The organism is Planctomycetota bacterium, assembly GCA_016125255.1.
Classification (GTDB): Bacteria; Planctomycetota; Phycisphaerae; order Phycisphaerales; family Zrk34; genus RI-421.
On the sequence record WGMD01000023.1, the window covers coordinates 14,463 to 35,890 of the forward strand.

Below are 21,428 nucleotides of genomic sequence, written 5' to 3' on the forward strand. Positions count from 1 at the left end.
CCCTTCCCGCCGCTGCACGCTCATCCCGTTCGGACGCGAGGTTCTGACAACGGGGCTGAGTCTGTGCCATGATCGACAGGTTCCGATAATCGCAGGCGGTCATTATAGAGCCGCATGGGAATCTTCGACCGGCGGAAGGGATGACTTGATGAGGAACTGGCGCAGGGGGTTCAGGCGGTCATGGCCAGCACGGGAGCGGTCTGCCGCTTGCCGAATACGCGCTGGAACACGGCCTCGCCCCAGCGGGCGCGGAGGACCTGAAGGTGATTGGGCGAGCACTGGGCCAGCAGTTCGCCCCCGACGCCGAAGAGCTGTTCGAGCACGTCGGCGCGGCGGAAGAACTTCTCGTGCCATGCCGCGACGTGACCGGCGTTTTGCAGATACGGATTGTTCGCCACGAACCAGTCGTAGAGGAAGGCGTGCTCGCCGAGCACTTCGTCGGCCGCCGCGGCGCGCTGGCCGATGGCGGTCACGTCCAGGCGTTTGCCTTCGACCATGTCGACCGTGCTCCCGCCGTAGTTGCGCTCGGCGCCGCACGGATCGAACTGGAGCACCGCCTCGAAGAACCCGCTGTGGCCGGGGCTGATGGCGATGAACAGATCGTCCAGACCGACGTTGACCGCATGAGCGCAGATGCAGCGGGAAAGCTCCAGAAGCACGGCGCTCTTGCAGTACTCGCTGGCGACCGCCAGATTCGTCACTTCGCCAATGCGGCGGTTCCGCGCCCGCAGCTCGTTGAGCTCGACGCCAAACGAACGATCGGACGGCAGCCCCAGCTCGTCGGAATCGGGCACGACGCTCATCACGCCGACCACGCGGTCGCCGACCTTTGCGATAAACGTCGCCATTTCCGGCAGGGCTTCAAAAATGCGAAGGCGCATCCCGCCGGACTGCGGGAGGATGTAGTTCTGCATGACGAACACATCGTGCACGAGCTTGTAAGCGGCCTTGAGCTCGTCGCAGGTCACGGCGCGTTTGATGGTGATGTTGTTGTCGGCGGGCTCGACCATGCCCGCACGCTTGAAGAGCATCACGCGGCGGCGCAGGCGATTGGCCGCCTCCGCATCCCGCAGTTCGTTCAAACCGGATGTCACGACATCAAACTTGCCCTGGCTCGCAGCTCGCATGATGTGTTTTCTCCTGATATCCCGTTGCGAATCGCCGGCGATTGAAGCCGGCGGCGGGTCCATGCCATGTCCAAACGAAACGCTCGAAGCGTCCGTCGCCGTTCCGCCATGAACGGCCCCTGATCTCTTCCGCGATCGATACGCCGACGCGGGGGTCTCGGATGGGATCCATCCGATGTCGTCATCGGGTTTCCGTCAGGTCACGCGACAGTCTTTTGCCAAGCTGTCCGCCTCGTGACCGATGAGCCCCATGATCGACACAGAGAGTGTCCGATTTGCCGGGGGGAAAGTCAAGAAAAGAATTCGGTTTGGGGATGAAATTTGCGCAAGGAGATGCCCGAATATGCCGGTTGGTCAGGTTGTAGGACCGGCGAATTGGGCCAGACTCGATCCGGCCAGCGCGGCGGGGTCGAAATTGAACCGGTCGGCGAAGTGATCGGTGCCGATGGCGCGGTCCTGGAAGTAGGCCAGGCCGCCAAAGGGCGGGTCCGTCTTGATTTGCGCCTGCCAGTCAAGGCGGACGAGCACGACGGGCCGACCGTTGAGCCGCGGGTCGGGACGGGCGGACCCGATGGGTTCGAAGCCGAAAAGGTGGTTCAGGACGGTGACCTGCTCGGGGGAGCTGGTCATCAGGGCGTCCGTCGCCCCGCTGCTCAGGCCGAAGTAGACGGCGAAGCGGGACAGTTCGAGCATGGCGTCGATCGACCGGAAAAGCCGCTCGCGCCGGTCCGCGAACAGGCCCAGTTCGAAGGGAACCCGGCCGGCCCGCCGCAGAGCGTTGACCTCGTCGGCGAACAGTTCATCGGCGGGCAACCCCGCGGGATCGTCGAGGCAGGCCGTCAGCGTACTGACGGTCAGGCGGTCGATGGCGCCGTTGATCACGACGGTGCGCGGGGCGACGAGGCGTCGGAGCGTGTGGACCCCGGCATGGTTGGAGGTGATCATGCCCGCACGCAGATAGCAGCGGTAGACCAGTTCCCAGGCCGCCACGACCTGCTCGAGCGTCGTGCATACGCCGTAGCGCAGCCCGACGCCGGTCGCATCGGTGCGACGCGGATCGACGGTTCTCGTGACGCGTGTTCTGGAAACGGTCATCGTCCGCGCTCCGTGAAGCAGGATCGGGTCGGGGGCCACACCGCCGCCCGGCCGCAACTCACTCTGCATCGACCAGTCCGCAAAATAGCTTGACATTTCGGACTCAATCAAGTTTATCGGACGCCGGGAGGATGTCGACCAGTCCATCAATATCTCCGTCACTCATATCCGCCCGCAGACTCACTCGCAATCGCGCCGCCCCGGTCGGCACCGTCGGCGGTCGGATGGCGGGCACGAGATAGCCCGCCGCCTCAAGTCGGCTCGAAAGCCCGATGGCCGCCTCCGCCGTGCCCACCACCAGCGGCACGATCGGCGTCGGGTCCATGGCGATTGGCCATCCCTTACTGATCAGTCGCTCCCGAAGCCGGTCCGACAACCGGCGCAGATGCATCCGGCGCTGCGGCTCGGCGGCGACGACATCCAAAGCCGCCCCGATCGCGGCGACCTGCGTCGGCGGCGGCGCGGTGGTGTAAATGAACGTGCGGGCGGCGCTCACGAGCGTCTCGATGATCAGGCGCGACCCCGTCACGATCCCGCCCAGTCCGCCCAGCGCTTTGCCCGCCGTGCTGACGGTCACGTCGATCCGCCCCGCCATGCCCTGATGTTCCGCCAGCCCCGCCCCGCTCTCGCCGAGCACGCCCGTCGCGTGCGCCTCATCGACGATCAGAATCGCGTCGTACCGATCACGCAGCTCGCACAGTCTCGGCAGGTCCGCGCAGTCGCCGTCCATCGAGAACACCGCGTCCGTCACAATCAGCCGGCGACGCGCTTCGCCGCTCCGCGCCAAAAGCCGCTCGAGCTTGTCGAGATTCAGATGCGGATAAATCCGCAGCGTCGCGCCGCTGAGTCGGGCGGCGTCGACGAGCGAAGCGTGATTGAGTTTGTCGGCGCAGAGGACGTCGCCTTCGCCTGCCAGCGCGGTCACGGCGGCGAGATTGGCGGCGTAACCGGTGGGCGTGATCAGCGCGGCCTGAGCATGTTTGAACGCGGCGAAGCGCGCTTCGACTTCATGATGAATCAGAAGGTCGCCGGTGACGAGGCGTGAAGCGCCGGCGCCGACGCCGTGCGAGCGCGCCGCTTCGATGACCGCATCGCGCAGGGCGGGGTGCGTCGCCAGCGCCAGATAATCGTTGGATGCGAAATTAAGGAGTGTTCGCCCGCCGCGTGTCACAAGCCGATCGCATCGATCGACGGGATGAAGCTGACGATCCAGATGCATCGCGCGGCGATGATCTTCGTCAGCATGAAGCTGCCTCAGCCAGTCTTGCATGTCGGGGTTGTGACGATCAGCCGACGTCCGCGGCGGTCGAGGCGGAGGGGCTGTTGTCGGACACGGCGTCGGGGCCGGTCAGCACCTGCTGCATCATGCGGCCGGCCTTGAACTTGACCGTCCGCTTGGGCGGGACCTGCACCGGTTCGAGCGTCTTGGGATTCTGCGCCATCCGGGCGGCGCGCTGCTTGATTTCAAACACGCCAAAGTCACGGAACTCCAGCCGGTTGCCCTTGCCCAGTTCCACGATCACGTTGTCCAGAAAACTCTGGATCGTCTTCTTGACGGTGACACGCGTCTCACCGGTGGCTTCGGCAATCCGATCGATCAATTCCTTCTTCGTAATGGTGGCCATGTGAGTCCCTTTTGGTCGTTACCCGAGTTGACTTCATCTTAAAAGGAGGTGACCCGCGAACACGTCCAAGGCGGCACTGCTTGTCGAGCGTACAACCACGACTTAGAACAGTATGCCAACCGAGGGGCATCCCGTCAAGCGTATGAGAAATAAATGTTTAGATAGCCCGCGCAGGGTTCAGCGACTGCCCTGGCCGAACTCCACGCTGCGGACGGTGCGGTTGTAGTGATCGTGGACGTGATCATCGTAGGACTGCTGATAATCGTAGATGCGGACCTCATAAAGCGAAACCGGCCCCGGGGCGATGGCGTCTCGAGGATTGAGCCGGCTGTCATTGCGGTCCGTCCACCAGGGCGCCCCGACCCCCGCCCGGGCCTGCGCCTCCGCCACCTGCGCCACCGGCGGGGTGTCGAACACCATGTATGGACTGCTCTGCGTAAACGTCTCGCGACGCACAGCTTGTGCATTGTACTGGGCACATCCGCCCAGCATCTCCAATGCCAGTACCCCCATCAAAATGGCTCGATCGCGTCTCATCTCACCCTACTGTTACCAAAGGACATGCCAGACCGAAAGCGTTTTCGCCGAAATTGATCTAAGCGATGCAATCACAGCCGCTTGCGGCTTAGCAATTTCTCCGCCCCTGATGCCGCCGCGTCATGGAAATGTTGTTCCCACGCCACATGCGCCGCCCAATGTGTCGCCTTCGCGCATCACGCCGACCCGGCGCGCCCGCCGGGGGCGTCGCCATCCTGATCAGGCGCATGGCGCGGGATCATCTTGTAGGTCAGCCGCCCGAGCCGCACGAGTCCGCGGGCCGGCGAAAAGACCGCCTGCTGGACGTTGGAGTAGATGTTGGTGGTCATGAACCGAAGGGCAGCCCGGGTCGTGTACGCCTGCGGTTCGACCATCTTGATGAGCCATAACAGCGCCGCCGCACGCAACGCGGCACTGAGCAAAAGCAGCACACCGTGATACGTCAGCGGGTAGCCGAGAAACGACCCATGCCAGTCCGCCATCGCCTCCGCCACCGCCCCGCCGAACAGTCCGCTCGCCACACCCGCCAGCGCGACGACCAAGCTGTTGACCGCCACGTACGCGCTGCCGAGCCGCCCGCGCTCGCGCGATCCGCTCATCTCCAAAAGCATGTTCAAGCTCGCCAACTCCACGCCCGGCCAGGCCGCCGTCGCACTCATCGAACCCAGATACCCCAGCCACCAGCTCTCGCGCGTGACGAAGATCCATGACGCCCCGCCGTGCACGATCAATACGCCCGCGATCACCAGCACGGGCTTGCATCCGAGCCGATCGACGAGCCGGCCCCAGATCGGAAAGCTCAGCATCGACATGACCAGCGGCAGCGCGACGAGCATCGTGTTCGCCTGCAAATTGCTCATGCCCACCACGTCGAACAGGTACAGCCAGATGAACTGCCCGACGTAACCGATGCCGAATGTCAGCGTGGCGTTGAAGCCCAAAAACAGGCGGAAATTGCGGTCGCGCAGCGGCTGCTTGAGCAGCTCGCCGAACTTCACATCCGGATCGCGCTGCCGTCGCTGCGCCGCGGGGACCCACTTGAGCATGCCGATGTCGAACATCCCGCACACGCTCGCCACGCACAGCGCGATGCTGATGAGTTTGCGGAGCACATGCGCATCGCCGCCGATCGCGCGGTCGAGCACCAGCGCGGTGACCATCGTCGTGACCACGCCGACGAATCGCCCGTACTGTCCGCGCGCCGAAAAATATCTGCCGCGCAGCCGGCCGGGCACCAGGTCCGCCATCCACGTGATCCAAGCCGGACTCATCATGTTCGCCAGAATCGTCGACATCCCCATCGTCACCAGCAGCATCCACCACCAGTGGGCCTCCGGGAAGATCCACGGCACGGAGGCGACGAGAATCCACGCCGCCCGATGGGCCAGTCCCGCGATGAGGAACAGCCGCTTGCGCCCGCCGTATTTCTCGACGAAATAGCTCGCCGGGAGCTGCACCAGCGCCCCCGCGAAGGGCAGCGCCGCCAGCAGGCCGAACCCGAACTGCCCCATGTGCAGCGCCTTGGCGTAGCGCGTCATCACCGCGCCGGTCGTGATGTACATCCATGCCGACCCGAACATCCATGCGACGGTCACCAGGCGCAGCGATCGCCGCAGCGACAGCTCGCGCTCGCGGGCGTCGAGTTCAGCATCCGGGAATTCCGGGGGTTCCTGGGGTTCCTGGGCTTCCGGGGGTTTGAGTCCGGGCATAGGTGAGAATAGTATCACGCCTGTCAAACGAAGCAGGGCCACGCACCGATGAACTTGCCGATTCACGTTTACGACGCCGCCGATTCCCGCAAGGCGGTGACCGCGCTGATCGAGCGCCTGCGCCGGCAGGTCGCCGGCGAAGGCGACTTGGCGGAAACGGTCGCGTCGATTATGGAGGATGTCCGCACCGAAGGCGATCATGCCGTCGTGCGCTACATGCGCAAGTGGACCAATCCCGACTTCACGATCGACATGATCCGCGTGACGCCCGACGAGATGGACAATGCGGCGCGCTCGCTCGAGGCGCCGGTGCGTGAGGCGCTGGCCGAAGCGATCGCCCATGTGCGGCAATATCAGCAGCACGTCAAGCCGATCGACCCGCCGATGATTGACATCGACGGCGCTCAAGTCGGCCTGCGATTTACGCCCATCGAGCGCGTCGGGCTGCACGTCCCCGGCGGAAAGGCGGCGTATCCGTCGAGCGTGATCATGCTCGCCGTCCCCGCACAAGTCGCCGGCGTGCCGCAGCTTTCGGTCGTCAGCCCCCCGCCGACCGGCGGCGGCGACATCTCCCCGCTCGTGCTGGGCGTCTGTCACATGCTCGGCCTCGAGCGCGTTTACCGCATCGGCGGCGCACAGGCCATCGCCGCGCTGACCTATGGCACGCAGTCCGTCGAACCCGTCGACTTCATCGCCGGCCCCGGCAACGCCTACACGCAGCAGGCCAAACGTCAGATGTTCGGACAGATCGGGATCGACGGATTCTTCGGTCCCAGCGAGATTGTCGTCCTCGCCGATGACTCGGCCAACCCCGACTACATCGCCGCCGACCTGCTCGCGCAGGCGGAACACGACCCGGGCTGCTGCTTCCTTGTCTCCACGAGCCGGGCGATCATCGACCGCGTCGTCGAAGCGATCGAATTGCAATTGCCCTCCCGCCGCCGGCGTGAAGCGATCGTCAAAGCATTGCGCGAATGGTCCGCGGCGATCGTCGTGCCGGATGAATCGGCTGCGTATGAACTCGTTGACACCTTCGCCGCCGAGCATGTGACGCTCGCCGTCGCCGACCCGCAAGCGGTGCTGGCGAAGCTGCGTCACGGCGGCGCGTTCTTCCTCGGCGACACGACGCCCGTCGCCAGCGGCGACTACTACGCCGGCCCTTCGCACTGCCTGCCGACCGGCACGACCGCCCGCTACAACTCGGGTCTGAGCGTCTACACCTTCCTCAAGCGCTCCAGCGTCGAGCGCTATCCCGCCGCCCCGTCCGCCCGGGCGATCGAGCACATCGCGACCCTCGCCGAAGCAGAAGGCCTCGACGCACACGCCGAGTCCCTCCGCATACGCAAACCGATGTGAATGAGCATCTTACCCATCTTAACACGATGTGAATTGTGTTGACAGCCGGACCGCGATTCCACTAACATACGCCCGCCTCGGTTGTGGATGGTCGAGGTTGGGTCACCGGGCCCATGGGTGATTTCGAGAAAGAACTCTTTTCAAATTTCAAGGTGTTCCTTTGAAACGCAAGCTCTCTCTGTTGCTCGGTGGTGCTGCCGTTGGTTTGTCCTGCGTGTCCGCACAAGCTGTGCTCCTGCTCAAGCCCATCGCCGTGACGAACGTCACGCAGGACGCCAATCCGGCGTTGGGCCCCGCGGGCGTCGCCGGCGCCAATCGCTTCGTCAGTCTCGAAGCCCCCGTCATCAACAACGCCGGCCAGGTCGCCTACCGCGGATTCGTCGGCATCGGCGCCGGACTGACGCATGAAGGCATCTGGCGCTACAACGCCGACGGCACTACGCAGATCGTCTACAACACCACCGTCGCCAGCGCCAATCTCGACGACGCCGTCAGCGGGTCCGAACCGCTCTTCGACGATCTGGGCAACATCGCCTTCTTCGGTTTTAACAAGCAGCCCGACTCCCAGATGCGCACCGGCATCTTCCGCACGCAGAACGGCTCCACCACCGTCATGCCCCTCGTGCACACCGGCACCGACGGCGCGCTCGGCCCCGACCTCGGAGCCGGCATCTCCATCAATACCCTCCGCAAACCCACCGGCTTCCGCAATGGCAAGCTGGTCTTCGACGCCGACCTCACCGGTTCGGGCATCAACTTCAACAACGACACCACCTTCTTCCGCTCCGATGACGCCAGCTCAACGCTCGTGCTGACGCGCGAAGCGGCGGTCGGCTCCAGTTTCCCCGGCCCCGACATCGCCAGTCGCTTTTTCGCCAACTCCAACTTCGGCGGCGGCGTCAACGCGGCCGGCAATGCTATCTCCGGCGCCTCACTCAATGACAACAGCTTCGGCACCGGCGTCTACTTCATCGCCGACGGCTCGACCAATCACATCATCGCCATGAAGAACGCCACCGGCGCGCTCGGCCCCAACATCGCCGGCAACCCCGGCGCCGTGTTCACCTTCATCCAGGGCGCCGGCACCCCTGACATCAACGACGCCGGCGACGCCGTCTTCACCGGACGCATGGGCACCAGCCGCCCCAACGTCATCGTCCGTCACACCAATGGCGTCAACGCCGCCGTCGTCTTGTTGACTGACATGGCCCCCGGCACCACCGGATCGTACAAGGACTTCGCCCCCACCAACTCTCCCGTCATCGCCGGCAACGGCGACATCTTCTTCGCCGCCACCGTCACCAACCCCACGAACGTCAACCAGTTCTTCGCGGGACTCTGGCGCCAGCGCGATGGCGAAGGCGTCTCGCTCGTGGCCCTCGACGGATCGTCGATCGGCCTCGGCTCCGACGTGCACTTCACCGACCTGCACTCCGTCAGCGCCAACGCCCGCGGAGACGTCGCCTTTCGCGTCCAGTTCATCGGCGCCGGCGTCACCGCCGCCAATGACAACGCCGTCCTCGCCTTCGTCGACGGCGTCCTGGAAATCGTCGCCCGTGAAGGCGATCAGGTCGATGTCGATCCGACCGACGGCGTCGATCTCCGCACCATCGACAGCTTCCTCCTCGACACCCAGCTTCACAACACCGGCGGGCAGGACGGCCGACGCTCCTACTTCAACGACCTCGATCAGGTCGTGCTCGGCGTCACCTTCACCGACGGGTCCACCGGCGTCCTGCTCACCAACCTCCGCGCCGTCCCCGAGCCGGCGTCGCTCCTGATGCTCCTGGCCGTCGGATCGATGCTCCGCCATCGCCGCCGCTGAACTCGGCGGTTTCAACATTGCTCAGTTCACCGAAAACCGCCGACGACCTCGGCGGTTTTTTTCTCGCATCACCACTGCTAAGCTATATCGCCCTATGTCCTACGAAAGACCGAATATCGCCAAGATGCACGGGTACACGCCCGGCGAGCAACCCGACGACGGCAAGGTCGTCAAGCTCAACACCAACGAGAATCCCTACCCGCCCTGCGAAGCGGTGATGAAGACGCTGCACGCCATCGGCGGCGACGTCCTGCGCAAATATCCCCCGCCGCTGGCCCCGCGCTTCCGCAAGGTCGCCGCGCAGGTGCACAAGCTGCATGCCGACAACGTCATCGCCACCAACGCCGGCGATGAGCTTCTGCGACTGGCCATCACGACGTTCGTCAACCCCGGCGAGCCGATCGGCACCGCCGAGCCCAGCTATTCGCTCTACCCCGTGCTCGCGGAGATCAACGACTCGCCCGTCGTGCGCGTGCCGCTCAACGACGATTGGTCGCTGACCGCCGGCTTCGCCGATGCGCTCAACAAGGCGAAGGTGAAGCTGGCGTTCATCGTCAATCCGCATGCACCGTCGGGCGTCCTGCGAAGCGTCGACACGCTCGCCGCCGTGGCGGAGAAGTTCAAGGGCGTATTGCTCATTGATGAAGCGTACATCGATTTCGTCGACCCCGATCTGAATCACGACGCGACGACGCTCATCGACCGCTTCGACAATGTGCTCATCCTGCGCACGCTCAGCAAGGGCTATTCGCTGGCCGGTTTGCGCTTCGGCTATGGTCTCGGGGCACGCTCGCTGATCGAGCCGATGCTGACGAAGACCAAGGACAGTTACAACACCGACGCCATCGCCCAGAAGCTCGCTGCGGCCGCGCTGGAGCACCGGGCCGATGCGGCGATGAGCTGGCACGCCGTGCGCGAGGAGCGAAGCCGCATGGTCCGGGAACTGGCGGCGATGGGGATGACCTGCCCGCCGAGCCAGAGCAATTTCGTCCTCGCCACCGTCAAAAACGCCGCGGACGTCTATGAAACCCTGAAGCAAAAGCGCATTTTCGTCCGATACTTTGACCAGGACCGCCTGCGCGACAAGCTGCGCATCACCATCGGCACCCCCGAACAGAACACCGCCCTGCTAGACGCCCTGCGGGAGATTCTCTGACTCATGCCCAAACGCGCCGCCAAAGTTCACCGCAAGACCAACGAAACCGACATCACCATCGAGTTGAACCTCGACGGCTCCGGTTCGACATATTCCAATGAAACCGGCGTCGGCTTCTTCGATCACATGCTCGACCACGTCGCGCGTCACGGCCGCTTCGATCTGAGCGTCAAAGCCGAAGGCGATTACCACATCGACGATCACCACACCGTCGAAGACGTGGGCATCACGCTGGGCCAGACCCTCGAAAAAGCGCTGGGCGACAAGAAGGGCATCGAGCGCTACGGGTTCGCCTCGGCGCCGATGGACGAAACGCTGGCGCGCGTAAGCATCGACCTGTCCGGTCGCGCCGCCCTCGTCTTCGCCGTGAACTTCCCCTCGAAGAAGATCGGCACGTTCGAGACGCAGCTCGTCCGCGAGTTCCTCAATGCGCTGACCGCCAACGCCAAGTTCGCCTGCCATGTCGAAGTCCCGCATGGCGAAAACGACCATCACATCGCCGAAGCGATCTTCAAAGCCCTCGGCCGCGCCTTGCGCGACGCCGTCCGCGTGACGGGCACCGATGTGCCCAGCACCAAGGGCTCGCTCTGAGCATTGGCAAAACTGACAAAACCCATGCGGGCTGTCGCATTCATGCCCATCCGCGTTGGAAGCATGTTGTCTTGCGCGGATGAGCACGATACCGTGCAGTCATGAAGCATCGCGTCGCATGGTTGTTTGTCATCACCTTGTCCGCGCTGGCGGCGCTGAGTCCGGCGGCGATGGCGCTGAAGCTCGATGTGGAGCGGCCGGGCGAACACGAGTTTGTGCGCGATCTGGCGAACATGCTCACGCCGGAGGACAAGGAGAAGATCCGCGCGCTCGGCGACAAGCTGCTCAAGGAGAAGGCCACGCCGATCATCGTCGTGACGATCGAATCGATGGCCAAGCACGGCGGAGCGGACCTGCGCCTCGAAACCTTCACGCGTCTGCTTTTCGATCAGTGGGGCATCGGGCAGGCGAAGCTGGGCGACACGGCCTGGAACACCGGCATCCTGCTGCTCATCAGTCGCGACGATCGGAGGGCCCGCATCGAACTCGGGGCCGGTTGGGCGCTTGACAAGAATGCCTTGTGCCAGCAGATCATGGACGAGCAGATCATCCCGCGGTTCAAACAAGGCGACTTCTCCGGCGGAATCGTCGCCGGCGTCGAAGCGCTCAATCAGATGGCGCGCGGATTGGAACTGCCCAAGCCGCCGACGAACTGGCGGGCGGTGATGCTCATCGTGGGCTTTTTCGCGCTGATGGCGTTCACGATCGTGTCGCTGATTCGGCGGGGATCGAGCGGATGGGCGTGGTTGATGTGGGGTGTGGTCTTCAGCGTGCTGGGCTATGTCCTTTACAACATGATGACGAACTCCGGCCGGAGCGGCGGAGGCGGATTCGGCGGCGGATCGTTCGGCGGCGGGTTCTCCGGCGGCGGCGGCGCGTCCGGTTCATGGTAAAACAGGCGGAAAGTCACATGATTCGAGCAACCCGACGATTCACCGATGAGGACCGGCAGCGCGTCAATGCGGCGGTCGCGGCGGCGGAGAAACGCACCTCCGCCGAGATCGTTCCGGTCATCGCCGCATCATCAGGCCGGTACGATCGCGCGGAGGACATCGTCGGATTGTGGGCGGCGATGATCGCGATGGCGATCGTGTTCGTCATGATGCCCGTGCGCAATGACGAGCCGGGCAGTTGGGCGGGGTCGTCGATGGGCGTGACGCTACTGGTCATGCTCCTGAGCGGCGTGATCGCATTCATCATCGGCGCCGTCACGGCGAGCTACGCGTGGCGGCTCCGCCGACTCTTCACGCCGGGCAAACAGATGCGCGACGAAGCGAACGGCCGGGCGCGGCAGGCGTTCTTCGACTCGACCGTCTGGCGCACCGCCGGCGCGACCGGCGTGATGATCTACATCAGCTTGTACGAACGCCGGGCCGTCGTGCTCGCCGATCAGAGCGTCATCGACAAACTCGGCGCTCAGACGCTCGACAATCTCTGCGGCCAGCTCACCGCCGGGCTCGTCCGCACCGACGTCATCACGGCCTTGTGCGAAGCGATCGCCGCCCTCGGCGAGAAGCTCGAACCCGTACTGCCCCGCGCCGCCGACGATGTCAATGAACTGCCCGATGGGCTGGTCGTCATCGATTGAGCGGCGCATGAAAAAACCCTCGTTTTCACGAGGGTTTTGAATCACGTCGTCACCCTTCACATCACTTGCGCATCGAATAGATCGACAGCGCCGCGAACTTGGGGAACACCTTCTTGACGGCATCGGCGTAGGGCCCGGGCTGGACGTCATAGATGTCGCCTTTGAAGGCTTCGAACTCCTTGGAGTTGATCACGGGGTCGGAGAAGTAGAGCATCTCTTTCGACACGACCGAGCCGGTCGTCTTCGAGACGTATACCGGATTGTCGGCGGAGTTGGCGTTGTTGACGCCGGCGTAAACCATGATAATCGAACCGGGCCAGAGGACGGCGCGGCCCTTGTCGTCGATGCCGGCCTTGATGCGGATGTGCAGCCCGGTGTCCGCCCCAGCTTCGCCGACCGCCGCCATCTCCTTGCCCATCGGATTGCCGAACGAAGCGAAGAAGCCCATATCGACGATGATCGTGTCTGCGGCTACGTAGACCTGACCATGCTGATACGACCGGCCGACGCGATCGGAAAAGACGTTGCCCGTCGACTGGCCGGTCTTGATGGTGCCGCCCTGCTCGGTGGTGGTGATCTTCTTGTAGGTCGGCGTGTTCCACAGAGCCGACGACGGCAGCACTTCGTAACCCCGCTTCGTCAGTTCCGCCACATACTGCTTGTACAACTCCGTCGGCAGCGTCTGCTTCATCTGCTCATCGAACTTGTATTCCTTCTTGCCGACGCCGGCGAGCTGCGCCATGGCGATCAGCCCGGCGTTGTAGTCCTGCGAGCCGGTCTTGGTGACATACTCGACGCTGAATTCGGTGATGGCGATCTTCTTCGTTCCCGCCGGCAGCGACCACCATCCTTCTTTTTTCCAGTACGTCGACGCCTGGCTCTGATAGTCGTCTTCGGTGTTGAGACTGGCGGTGTTGAACGCCTTGGGCCCGCAGCTTGTCAACCCGAACATCATCCCCGCCGCCACGACAACGAACATGAAAAATCGCACCATCCCGAGTGCTCCCATGAAAAAAAATCGGGCTAATTCCCGATTCGATGTGTGAGGAAAATAAAACGGATGACCATGCCTGTCAATAGGATTTTCGCCCCTGCTTGTCGATGCGGCGGGCGGGCGTTACGTTGAACGTCCCAAGGAGGCATCGCATGGCCGGTCCCTATCGTCAGACACTCATCAGCGCATCGCAGAACATCAACATCGAATCCTTCGAACATCGCGCGCACGGCTGCGCGGTCCGCAAGCGGCGGCTGCACGGGGGGCGCAGCGAAGGCGTGGACCTCATCGAGATCGACAACGGGCGCATGACGATCCGCGTCATCGCCACGCGCGGCATGGGCATCGCCGACGTGGTCTGCGATGACATGCGGCTCGGTTGGGACTCGCCGGTCAAGGAAATCGTGCATCCGGCGTTCGTGAATCTTCAGCACCGCGGCGGGCTGGGGTGGCTCGAAGCGTTCAACGAATGGTTCGTCCGCTGCGGACTGGAATGGTTCGGGGCCCCCGGAAATGAGAGCGAACATCTGGCGAAGGCGCAACCGCCGATCGGGGCGCTGACGCTGCACGGGCGGATCGCCAATCTGCCGGCGAGCGAAGTGGAGCTTGTCATCAATGATCGTCCGCCGCATCGTGTCCGTCTGCGCGGACTGGTGCGCGAGCAGTCGATGTTCGGCCCGTGCTTGGACCTGCAAACGGAACTGAGCACGACCCCCGGAAGTTCGGCGCTGCGCGTCGAAGATGCGATCACGAACATGGGCGGGCAGACGCAGGAGTTCGGCCTGTTGTATCACGTGAACTTCGGCAAGCCGCTCTTGGAGGCGGGGTCGCAATTTGTCGGGGCGGTCGCGTCGGTGACGCCGATCAACGAGCGCGCCGCCGAGGGCGATGTCAGCGGGTACGCCCGATACGGCAAGCCGAAGCTGGGCGCGACGGAGCAGGTGTATCTGATGAAGCTGCTGGCGGATCGCAAGGGGATGACGCAGGTGATGCTGCGCAACCGGGCCGGTTCGCGCGGGGCGTCGATGGCGTTTTCGATCGAACAGCTTCCGTGCTTCACGCTCTGGAAGAACACCATCGCCGAAGTCGACGGCTACGTGACGGGGCTGGAGCCGGGCACGAATTATCCGTTCCCGCGCCCGATCGAACGGCGCATGAAGCGCGTGCCGAAACTCCGGGCCGGGCAGACGCATCGCACAGCGATCGATGTGACGATCCACACGAGCCAATCGGAAGTCGCCGCGGCGGCGAAACAGATCGCGCAGATTCAGGGCAAGCGCGAGACGCGCATTGATCGCGAGCCGCCGAAGATCTGATGATCCATCTCCATGAAAAAACCCGCCGGGTTGCGGCGGGTTTTTTGTTGGCGTGCTGAGCCGCGAGCGGCTTGCGGGGTCAGTCGAGGTTCATGGTCATGAGGAACTCGGCGTTGGTCTTGACCTTGAGGAGGCGAGCGCGGAGGAGTTCCATCGCTTCGACGACGTTCATGTCGGCGAGCACCTTGCGGAGCCGGTAGACGAGCTCGAGTTCCTTGGGGTCGAGGAGCAGTTCCTCGCGGCGGGTGCCGGAGGCGGCGACGTCGATGGCGGGCCAGGTGCGGCGTTCGACGAGGCGGCGGTCCAGATGCAGTTCGCTGTTGCCGGTGCCCTTGAACTCTTCGAAGATGACTTCGTCCATCTTGGAGCCGGTGTCGACGAGAGCGGTGGCGAGAATGGTCAGCGACCCGCCGCCTTCGATCGCGCGGGCGGAGCCGAAGAATTTTTTGGGTTTCTGAAGCGCGTTGGCGTCGACGCCGCCGGTCAGAATCTTGCCCGAGTGCGGGACCTCGGCGTTGTAAGCGCGGGCGAGTCGGGTGATCGAGTCGAGGAGGATAATCACATCATGCCCGAACTCGACGAGGCGCTTGGACTTTTCGATGACCATTTCGCAGACCTGCACATGCCGGTCGGTCTGCTCGTCAAAGGTCGACGCGACGACTTCGACGCTCTTGGGCGTGTTGCGGCGGAAGTCGGTGACTTCTTCGGGGCGCTCGTCGATGAGGAGCACGAGCACCTTGCAATCGGGGTAGTTCTTGATGATCGAGTTGGCCATCTTCTGAAGGAGGACCGTCTTGCCGGTGCGCGGCGGGGCGACGATCAGACCGCGCTGCCCCTTGCCGACGGGCGCGACCAGATCGACGACGCGCATCTCGATGTTGGTCGGGTCGCCGACGGTTTCGAGGACGAATCGCTCGCAGGGATGGAGCGGGGTCAGGTCTTCGAAGGGCGTGATTTCGTTGAGCTTCTCGGGGGCTTCGCCGTTGATGGCGTCGACGCGCAGGAGCGCGAAGTACTTTTCGCTTTCCTTGGGCGGACGGATCGTGCCCTGCACGATGTGTCCATTGCGGAGGCCGAAGCGGCGGATCTGCGACGGGCTGACGTAGATGTCATCCGGGCACGGCAGGTACGAGTACTCCGGGCTGCGGAGGAACCCGAACCCGTCGGGCAGAATCTCCAGCACGCCGTCGCCGTACATCAGTCCGGCCTTGGCGATGCGGCTCTTGATGATCTGGAAGATGAGCTCATGCTTGTTGAGCCCCTTGATGTTCTCGATGCCTTCCTCGGCGGCGACGTTGTGCAGTTCCTCCGCTTCCATGCGCTGCAGGTCCGCCACGCGCATCGCGCCCTTCTTGACGTCCTCGTATCGCTTCTGCGAATCCTGATCGAAGCGCGCGACATCCTTGCTGGTCACGTCGGCGACGGTCACATCGGCGGCGGGCGCGCTGGTCTCCGCGTCCTCCTCCTCGTCAACCATCATCGACTTGGCCGGCGGCAGCGACGATTCGCCGGCCGCGCCTTCATGGTCGAGTTCCTCGGCCGTGATCGTTTCGTCGGCGGCTTCGGTCTTCTTGCGGCTCTTGGTGTCGGACTTCTTACGCGTGGTGGTCTTGGCCATGGGTGAGATTCTCTCTCGGAAAGGTCAAACGTCGGGGAGATTTGAATGGGATAAGGGTCAGAGGGTTGAAGGGTCAGGCGGGTTATTCGGCGTCACGCCGGAAGATTCGAAATCCGTTTCATCAGTGCTATTAACGCGGTGAGTTTTCGCAGATTCTGCGAAGAGGGCGTCCAACCAACCTCGGTTCGTCTTCGACAACACCCACGAGCCACCTATCCAACCACAGGCGACTCACGCATGCATTGTCGAATCGAGAATACGTCTCAGCAATGCTTGGACTTGCGAAAAGCAATCGGCTTCGCTGATCGTGTTATCGATTATATCATGCGCTAACTGAAGTTTCCTGTCCAGTGGCCATTGATTTTTTTCGCGCCGGTCCATCTCCGCCGCGTCCCAACCCCTTGCCGCCACACGCCTGAGGCGCGTCGCCCGATCCGCATCCACGAACACCACCCGGTCGCACCGCTGGTCGAGCCCGACCTCAAAAAGCAGCGGCACATCGAGCACGATGGCCTTGACCGCCGGGTCCGCCTCGCCCGCGGCGATGAGCCGGTCGCGCTCGGCGGCGACGATCGGATGGATCAGGCCTTCGAGCCGCTTGCGCTCGGTCGGATGGTCAAACACCCGCCGCGCCACCGCCTTACGATCCACCCGCCCCGCTGCGTCGATCACTTCGTCGCCCCACCATGCCCGCAGTTCCCGCTTGACATCGTCGAGGTCGAGGGCCGCCTTGGCGATGGCGTCGGCGTCGATGACCAGGGCGCCGAGGGAGGCGAGTTGGCGGGCGACGGTGCTTTTGCCGGCACCGATGCCGCCGGCCAGTCCGATGATGGGCTTAGGTGAGCTTGCCAAGCGGTTTCCCCGTGCGGCGACGCGAAGCGGTTGCTCCCTCCGCCGGGGCCATTACAATACCCGCCCCACCGGTCCTTCGCCACCTGTGCATCTTCGATCCGCGCCCGCCAACCTGATCGCCGCCCATGACGCCCCGCACGTTCATCTTCGACCTCGACGGCACACTGCTCGACACGCTCAGCGACATCGCCGCCGCCGGCAACTTCGCCCTGACGCAGCTCGACCGCCCGACGCATCCGGTCGCCGAATATCGCATGATGGTCGGCAATGGGGCGGATGTGCTCATGCAGCGTGCGCTCGGCCCCGGTCATGCGTCACTTGCCGCGGCGGGCCTCAAACATTTCAAAGCGCACTACGCCGAACATCTGACCGACACGAGCGCCCCGTACCCCGGCATCGCTGACATGCTCGATGCGCTCGCGAAGCGCGGGGCCGCGCTGGCCGTGCTGACCAACAAGCCCGACGCCGCGGCGAAGAAGATCGTGCGGACGCTGCTGGGGCGATGGAACTGGGTCACGATCGACGGGCATCGCGATCACGTGCCCAAGAAGCCCGACCCGACCGCCGCGCTGGCCATCGCCAAAATGACCGGCACGCCGCCGGGCGCATGCGTCTTCGTCGGCGACTCGAGCACCGACATGAAGACCGCCGTCAACGCAGGCATGATCGCCGTCGGCGTCCTCTGGGGCTACCGCGACCGCACCGACCTCGTCAATCATGGCGCGCAACATCTCATCGCGCATCCCGCCGACCTGCTCATGCTGTTCTGAAGCCGCTTGCGGCTTAGCACTCCCCCGTCTTTTCTTCACCGCTTCAAATTCAAGACCCGATCCCCGATATCCCGCCGGAAAAATCCGCCGTCAAAGTGAATCATGTCGCACGCTGCATTCGCCCGGTCGCGTGCTTCCGCCAGATCGTCGCCGAGCGCGACGATGTTGAGCACGCGTCCGCCGGCCGTGACGACTTCGCCGTCCTTCTCAGCCGTGCCCGCATGGAAGATGAATACATCCTTGAGCTTCGCCGCTTCGTCGAGTCCGCTGATCGGGATGCCCTTGCGGTACTCGCCCGGATACCCGCCCGAGCACATCACCACGCAGCACGCCACGCGCCGGTCCCACGACAAATCCACCTCGTCGAGCCGCCCGTCGATCACCGCGAGCATCACCTCCAGCAGATCGCCTTTCATGCGCACCATCAGCGGCTGGCACTCCGGATCGCCGAACCGCGTGTTGTACTCGAGCACCTTCGGCCCCCCCGCCGTCAGCATCAGCCCCGCATACATCACCCCCTTGAACTCGATCTCATCGCGACGCAACGCATCGAGCGTCGGCACCAGAACCTCCCGCTCGATCCGTCGCATCATCGCATCGTCCACAATCGGCGTCGGCGTGTAGGCGCCCATGCCGCCCGTGTTCGGCCCCTTGTCTCCTTCGCCGACCTGCTTGTGATCCTGCGACGGTTCGAGCACGAAGATGTTCCGCCCGTCGACCAACGCGAGAATCGAAACCTCCTGTCCGACGAGCCGCTCTTCAATGACGCACACGTCGCCCGACTCGCCGAACTCCTTGTCGATCATGACGCGCTTGACCGCATCGATCGATTCCTCACGATTGGAGCAGACGATGACGCCCTTGCCCTTGGCCAGTCCCGCCGCTTTCACGACGACCGGTGTCTCGTGTGCTTCAACATACGCCATCGCATCCCGCGCCGACTTGAACACGCGTCCCTCCGCCGTCGGCACCGACGCCTCACGCATGAGCTTCTTCGACCATGCCTTGTCCGCCTCCAGCTGCGCCGCCGCCTTGCAAGGCCCGAACACCTTCAGCCCCGCCTTCGTCAACATGTCCGCCAGCCCCGCCGAAAGCGGATCCTCCGGCCCGATCACCACCAGTTCCACTTTGTTCTGCTTGCAGAACCACGCAATCTCATCCACCGACTTCTGATTGATCTTGTTGATGTCGATCCTGACCGACTGACCGATCGCTTTCGTCCCCGCATTGCCCGGCAGAAAGTAAACCTTCCCGCACTGCTTCGATTGCTTGAGCTTCCACCCCAGCACATGCTCGCGCCCGCCGCTGCCGATGATCAATACATTCATGGTCAATCCGTTCCTTGTGAGTCGAAACGGCCCATTCTACGCCCCACCTCCACGCCCGCAACCATCACACGCATCAACCGATTCGCGCCGCATCCCCGCGCCATCATCAAGCGCCCCCGCACCGCACTCATCAATATTTGACTTACCCCCCCCACTCGCTACGATACGACACCCTTGATGCGGGGTAGAGCAGCCTGGTAGCTCGTCGGGCTCATAACCCGGAGGTCGTAGGTTCGAATCCTACCCCCGCTACTTTCTGGCCGGTTACAAAACTCACCGGCCCCACGGTAAACGCAGAACGCCGTCGAGAGACCTCGGCGGCGTTTTCGCTTTCTACGCCAGTTTCCGCAACGAGTTACGACCTACGGTCGTTCTGCGTCGTGTCTCTGGTTGGCCGGGGTCCATAACCAGACCATCAGTCCTCGCCACCCGATCCGCCAGTTTCGGCCCAAAGTCTCTCTTAACCGGGCAGAGACATAGGCTCGGGTTATGGGGAGGTTGCGCTCGAAGTGGATGGTGCTGAGTGCGAAATCATGCCCGCCCGGTTATGGAAAACCGGGACCGCCCGCGCCAGTTCGCATAGGTTACTAATGAGGGGGCTGCATGTTCTCGCCCCGCATTGGAGGCCGCATGATCTCGACCCGCGATCCGGAAACCATGACCGAGGAAGAGCGCCGCGACGAGGTCGCCGGCATCCTGGCGGCGGGCCTGCTCCGCCACGTTCGGCAGGCCCAATCGATGCCTTCTGAGGCCAGCAAAACATCTTCGCCCACGCCGCGAATCGGACTTGATCTTCCTTCGAAAACGAGGCTCAGTGTGGCTCAACGACCCGCCGGTTAACGGGTCGAGTCTCGGCAACGCATGATGAAAGGAGCCACATTCATGCACGACATCGCGACGCAGCTCGAAGCCTTGGACGACATGACGACCAGCGAACTGGCCGACCTCTACCGGGAACTGCACAGCCAGCCCTGCCGGACCCGCCACCGGGCGTACCTCATCCGCAAGAACGCATGGCGCATCCAGGCCAACGCCGAAGGCGACCTGTCGGAACGCGCCCGCAGGCGGGCCGCCGAGTTGGCCGACGACGCCGACGTGCGGGTGATGGCACCGAAGACCATGATCTGCCCGCCACAGAACGGCGAATCGGTGACGGTGAACCGCCCAGTCTCAAGAGGCCCCGCCAAACCGACTGACCCGCGCATCCCGCCGCCGGGCACCGCGCTTGTTCGCGAGTACAAGGGGCGCACGATCCGGGCCGTGGTTCTCGCGGACGGCCACTTCGAATGTAATGGCGAGCGCTTCCGCACGCTCAGCGCGCTGACAAAGAAGATCACCGGCAGCCACATGAACGGGTTCCGGTTCTTCAGACTGGGGGCGCAGCGATGAGAAAGAGCCGAGCCAACGGCGTCGCCAAACCGGCCAAGCCGATCACGCGGTGCGCCATCTACACCCGCAAGTCGAGCGAGGATGGCCTGGACCAGGAGTTCAACTCCCTCGACGCGCAGCGAGAGGCGGCTGAGTCGTTCATCGCCAGTCAGAAGGCCGAGGGGTGGACAGCGCTGCCAAACCGCTACGACGACGGCGGCTACTCCGGCGGCAGCATGGAGCGCCCTGCACTGGACCAGTTGCTGCGGGACATCGATGCGGGCAAGATCGACTGTGTGGTGGTCTACAAGGTCGACCGGCTGTCGCGATCGCTGATGGACTTCGCCCGCATCATGCAGGTTTTCGAGGCGAAACAGGTCTCGTTCGTCTCGGTCACGCAGCAGTTCAACACCAGCCACTCGATGGGCCGGCTCACGCTGAACATCCTGCTATCGTTCGCCCAGTTCGAGCGCGAGATCATCGGCGAACGCATCCGCGACAAGCTCGCCGCGCAGGCGCGCAAGGGCAAGTGGACCGGCGGCGCGCCGGTGCTGGGCTACGACGTGGACCGAA

Annotated in this window: 21 protein-coding genes and 1 tRNA gene; 12 read left to right on the top strand and 10 right to left on the bottom strand. The window is 63.9% G+C overall.

Annotated elements, in window-relative coordinates; genetic code table 11:
- Positions 1 to 170: 170 nt before the first annotated feature.
- From GC162_16380 to GC162_16405, 6 genes are all read right to left on the bottom strand, one after another.
- The gene (locus GC162_16380) at positions 171 to 1,127 is read right to left on the bottom strand and encodes a hypothetical protein (GenBank protein MBI1370214.1); all 957 of its coding nucleotides are present in this window, start codon (positions 1,125 to 1,127) and stop codon (positions 171 to 173) included.
- Positions 1,128 to 1,481: 354 nt separating this feature from the next.
- Entirely contained in the window at positions 1,482 to 2,318 is an 837-nt protein-coding gene (locus GC162_16385; GenBank protein ID MBI1370215.1) for a hypothetical protein, read from the bottom strand.
- A gap of 7 nt (positions 2,319 to 2,325) precedes the next feature.
- Positions 2,326 to 3,492, bottom strand: a complete 1,167-nt coding sequence (gene bioF, locus GC162_16390) for an 8-amino-7-oxononanoate synthase (GenBank protein ID MBI1370216.1) — start codon at positions 3,490 to 3,492, stop codon at positions 2,326 to 2,328.
- A gap of 16 nt (positions 3,493 to 3,508) precedes the next feature.
- Positions 3,509 to 3,847, bottom strand: a complete 339-nt coding sequence (locus GC162_16395) for an integration host factor subunit beta (GenBank protein ID MBI1370217.1) — start codon at positions 3,845 to 3,847, stop codon at positions 3,509 to 3,511.
- Positions 3,848 to 4,024: 177 nt separating this feature from the next.
- Positions 4,025 to 4,303 (bottom strand): hypothetical protein, encoded by a 279-nt coding sequence (locus GC162_16400; protein ID MBI1370218.1) that lies wholly within the window; start codon positions 4,301 to 4,303, stop codon positions 4,025 to 4,027.
- Between the two features lie 257 nt (positions 4,304 to 4,560).
- Positions 4,561 to 6,294, bottom strand: coding sequence for an MFS transporter (locus GC162_16405; protein ID MBI1370219.1), 1,734 nt, complete (start codon positions 6,292 to 6,294; stop codon positions 4,561 to 4,563).
- Between GC162_16405 and hisD the strand changes: the two genes are divergently transcribed.
- From hisD to GC162_16435, 6 genes are all read left to right on the top strand, one after another.
- The gene (gene hisD, locus GC162_16410; GenBank protein MBI1370220.1) at positions 6,142 to 7,449 is read left to right on the top strand and encodes a histidinol dehydrogenase; all 1,308 of its coding nucleotides are present in this window, start codon (positions 6,142 to 6,144) and stop codon (positions 7,447 to 7,449) included. The two genes, GC162_16405 and hisD, sit on opposite strands and share 153 nt — an antisense overlap.
- A gap of 214 nt (positions 7,450 to 7,663) precedes the next feature.
- Positions 7,664 to 9,274, top strand: coding sequence for a PEP-CTERM sorting domain-containing protein (locus GC162_16415; protein ID MBI1370221.1), 1,611 nt, complete (start codon positions 7,664 to 7,666; stop codon positions 9,272 to 9,274).
- Between the two features lie 94 nt (positions 9,275 to 9,368).
- Positions 9,369 to 10,430 (top strand): histidinol-phosphate transaminase, encoded by a 1,062-nt coding sequence (gene hisC / locus GC162_16420; protein MBI1370222.1) that lies wholly within the window; start codon positions 9,369 to 9,371, stop codon positions 10,428 to 10,430.
- A 3-nt stretch (positions 10,431 to 10,433) separates the two neighbouring features.
- The gene (hisB, locus tag GC162_16425) at positions 10,434 to 11,021 is read left to right on the top strand and encodes an imidazoleglycerol-phosphate dehydratase HisB (GenBank protein ID MBI1370223.1); all 588 of its coding nucleotides are present in this window, start codon (positions 10,434 to 10,436) and stop codon (positions 11,019 to 11,021) included.
- A gap of 101 nt (positions 11,022 to 11,122) precedes the next feature.
- On the top strand, positions 11,123 to 11,914 hold the full coding sequence (locus GC162_16430) for a hypothetical protein (protein ID MBI1370224.1): 792 nt from the start codon (positions 11,123 to 11,125) through the stop codon (positions 11,912 to 11,914).
- 17 nt (positions 11,915 to 11,931) lie between these two features.
- Positions 11,932 to 12,609, top strand: coding sequence for a hypothetical protein (locus GC162_16435; GenBank protein MBI1370225.1), 678 nt, complete (start codon positions 11,932 to 11,934; stop codon positions 12,607 to 12,609).
- Positions 12,610 to 12,670: 61 nt separating this feature from the next.
- Here the strand turns inward: GC162_16435 and GC162_16440 are convergent, their stop codons facing one another.
- Positions 12,671 to 13,588 carry a hypothetical protein gene (locus tag GC162_16440; GenBank protein MBI1370226.1) on the bottom strand — a complete coding sequence of 306 codons (918 nt, stop codon included), beginning with the start codon at positions 13,586 to 13,588 and terminating at the stop codon, positions 12,671 to 12,673.
- A 116-nt stretch (positions 13,589 to 13,704) separates the two neighbouring features.
- On the opposite strand from GC162_16440, the gene GC162_16445 reads away from it, so the two are divergent.
- Complete coding sequence (locus tag GC162_16445; GenBank protein MBI1370227.1) at positions 13,705 to 14,919, top strand: DUF4432 family protein; 1,215 nt, start codon at positions 13,705 to 13,707, stop codon at positions 14,917 to 14,919.
- A 79-nt stretch (positions 14,920 to 14,998) separates the two neighbouring features.
- Here the strand turns inward: GC162_16445 and GC162_16450 are convergent, their stop codons facing one another.
- Positions 14,999 to 16,537 carry a transcription termination factor Rho gene (locus GC162_16450; GenBank protein ID MBI1370228.1) on the bottom strand — a complete coding sequence of 513 codons (1,539 nt, stop codon included), beginning with the start codon at positions 16,535 to 16,537 and terminating at the stop codon, positions 14,999 to 15,001.
- A 231-nt stretch (positions 16,538 to 16,768) separates the two neighbouring features.
- A complete protein-coding gene (locus GC162_16455; protein MBI1370229.1) occupies positions 16,769 to 17,389 on the bottom strand; it encodes a dephospho-CoA kinase in 621 nt (206 codons plus the stop codon).
- 125 nt (positions 17,390 to 17,514) lie between these two features.
- Between GC162_16455 and GC162_16460 the strand changes: the two genes are divergently transcribed.
- Positions 17,515 to 18,159 (top strand): HAD-IA family hydrolase, encoded by a 645-nt coding sequence (locus GC162_16460; protein MBI1370230.1) that lies wholly within the window; start codon positions 17,515 to 17,517, stop codon positions 18,157 to 18,159.
- Positions 18,160 to 18,194: 35 nt separating this feature from the next.
- Here the strand turns inward: GC162_16460 and purD are convergent, their stop codons facing one another.
- Complete coding sequence (gene purD, locus GC162_16465) at positions 18,195 to 19,487, bottom strand: phosphoribosylamine--glycine ligase (GenBank protein MBI1370231.1); 1,293 nt, start codon at positions 19,485 to 19,487, stop codon at positions 18,195 to 18,197.
- Between the two features lie 178 nt (positions 19,488 to 19,665).
- On the opposite strand from purD, the gene GC162_16470 reads away from it, so the two are divergent.
- The 4 genes from GC162_16470 to GC162_16485 form a co-directional block, all read left to right on the top strand.
- Positions 19,666 to 19,739, top strand: a tRNA-Met gene (locus tag GC162_16470).
- Between the two features lie 378 nt (positions 19,740 to 20,117).
- Positions 20,118 to 20,327: a hypothetical protein gene (locus GC162_16475; protein ID MBI1370232.1), complete on the top strand. Its 210-nt coding sequence runs from the start codon at positions 20,118 to 20,120 to the stop codon at positions 20,325 to 20,327.
- A 21-nt stretch (positions 20,328 to 20,348) separates the two neighbouring features.
- Positions 20,349 to 20,876 (top strand): DUF2924 domain-containing protein, encoded by a 528-nt coding sequence (locus GC162_16480; protein MBI1370233.1) that lies wholly within the window; start codon positions 20,349 to 20,351, stop codon positions 20,874 to 20,876.
- A partial coding sequence (locus GC162_16485; protein MBI1370234.1) for a recombinase family protein occupies positions 20,873 to 21,428 on the top strand: 556 nt, incomplete at its 3' end. The genes GC162_16480 and GC162_16485, both read left to right, overlap by 4 nt.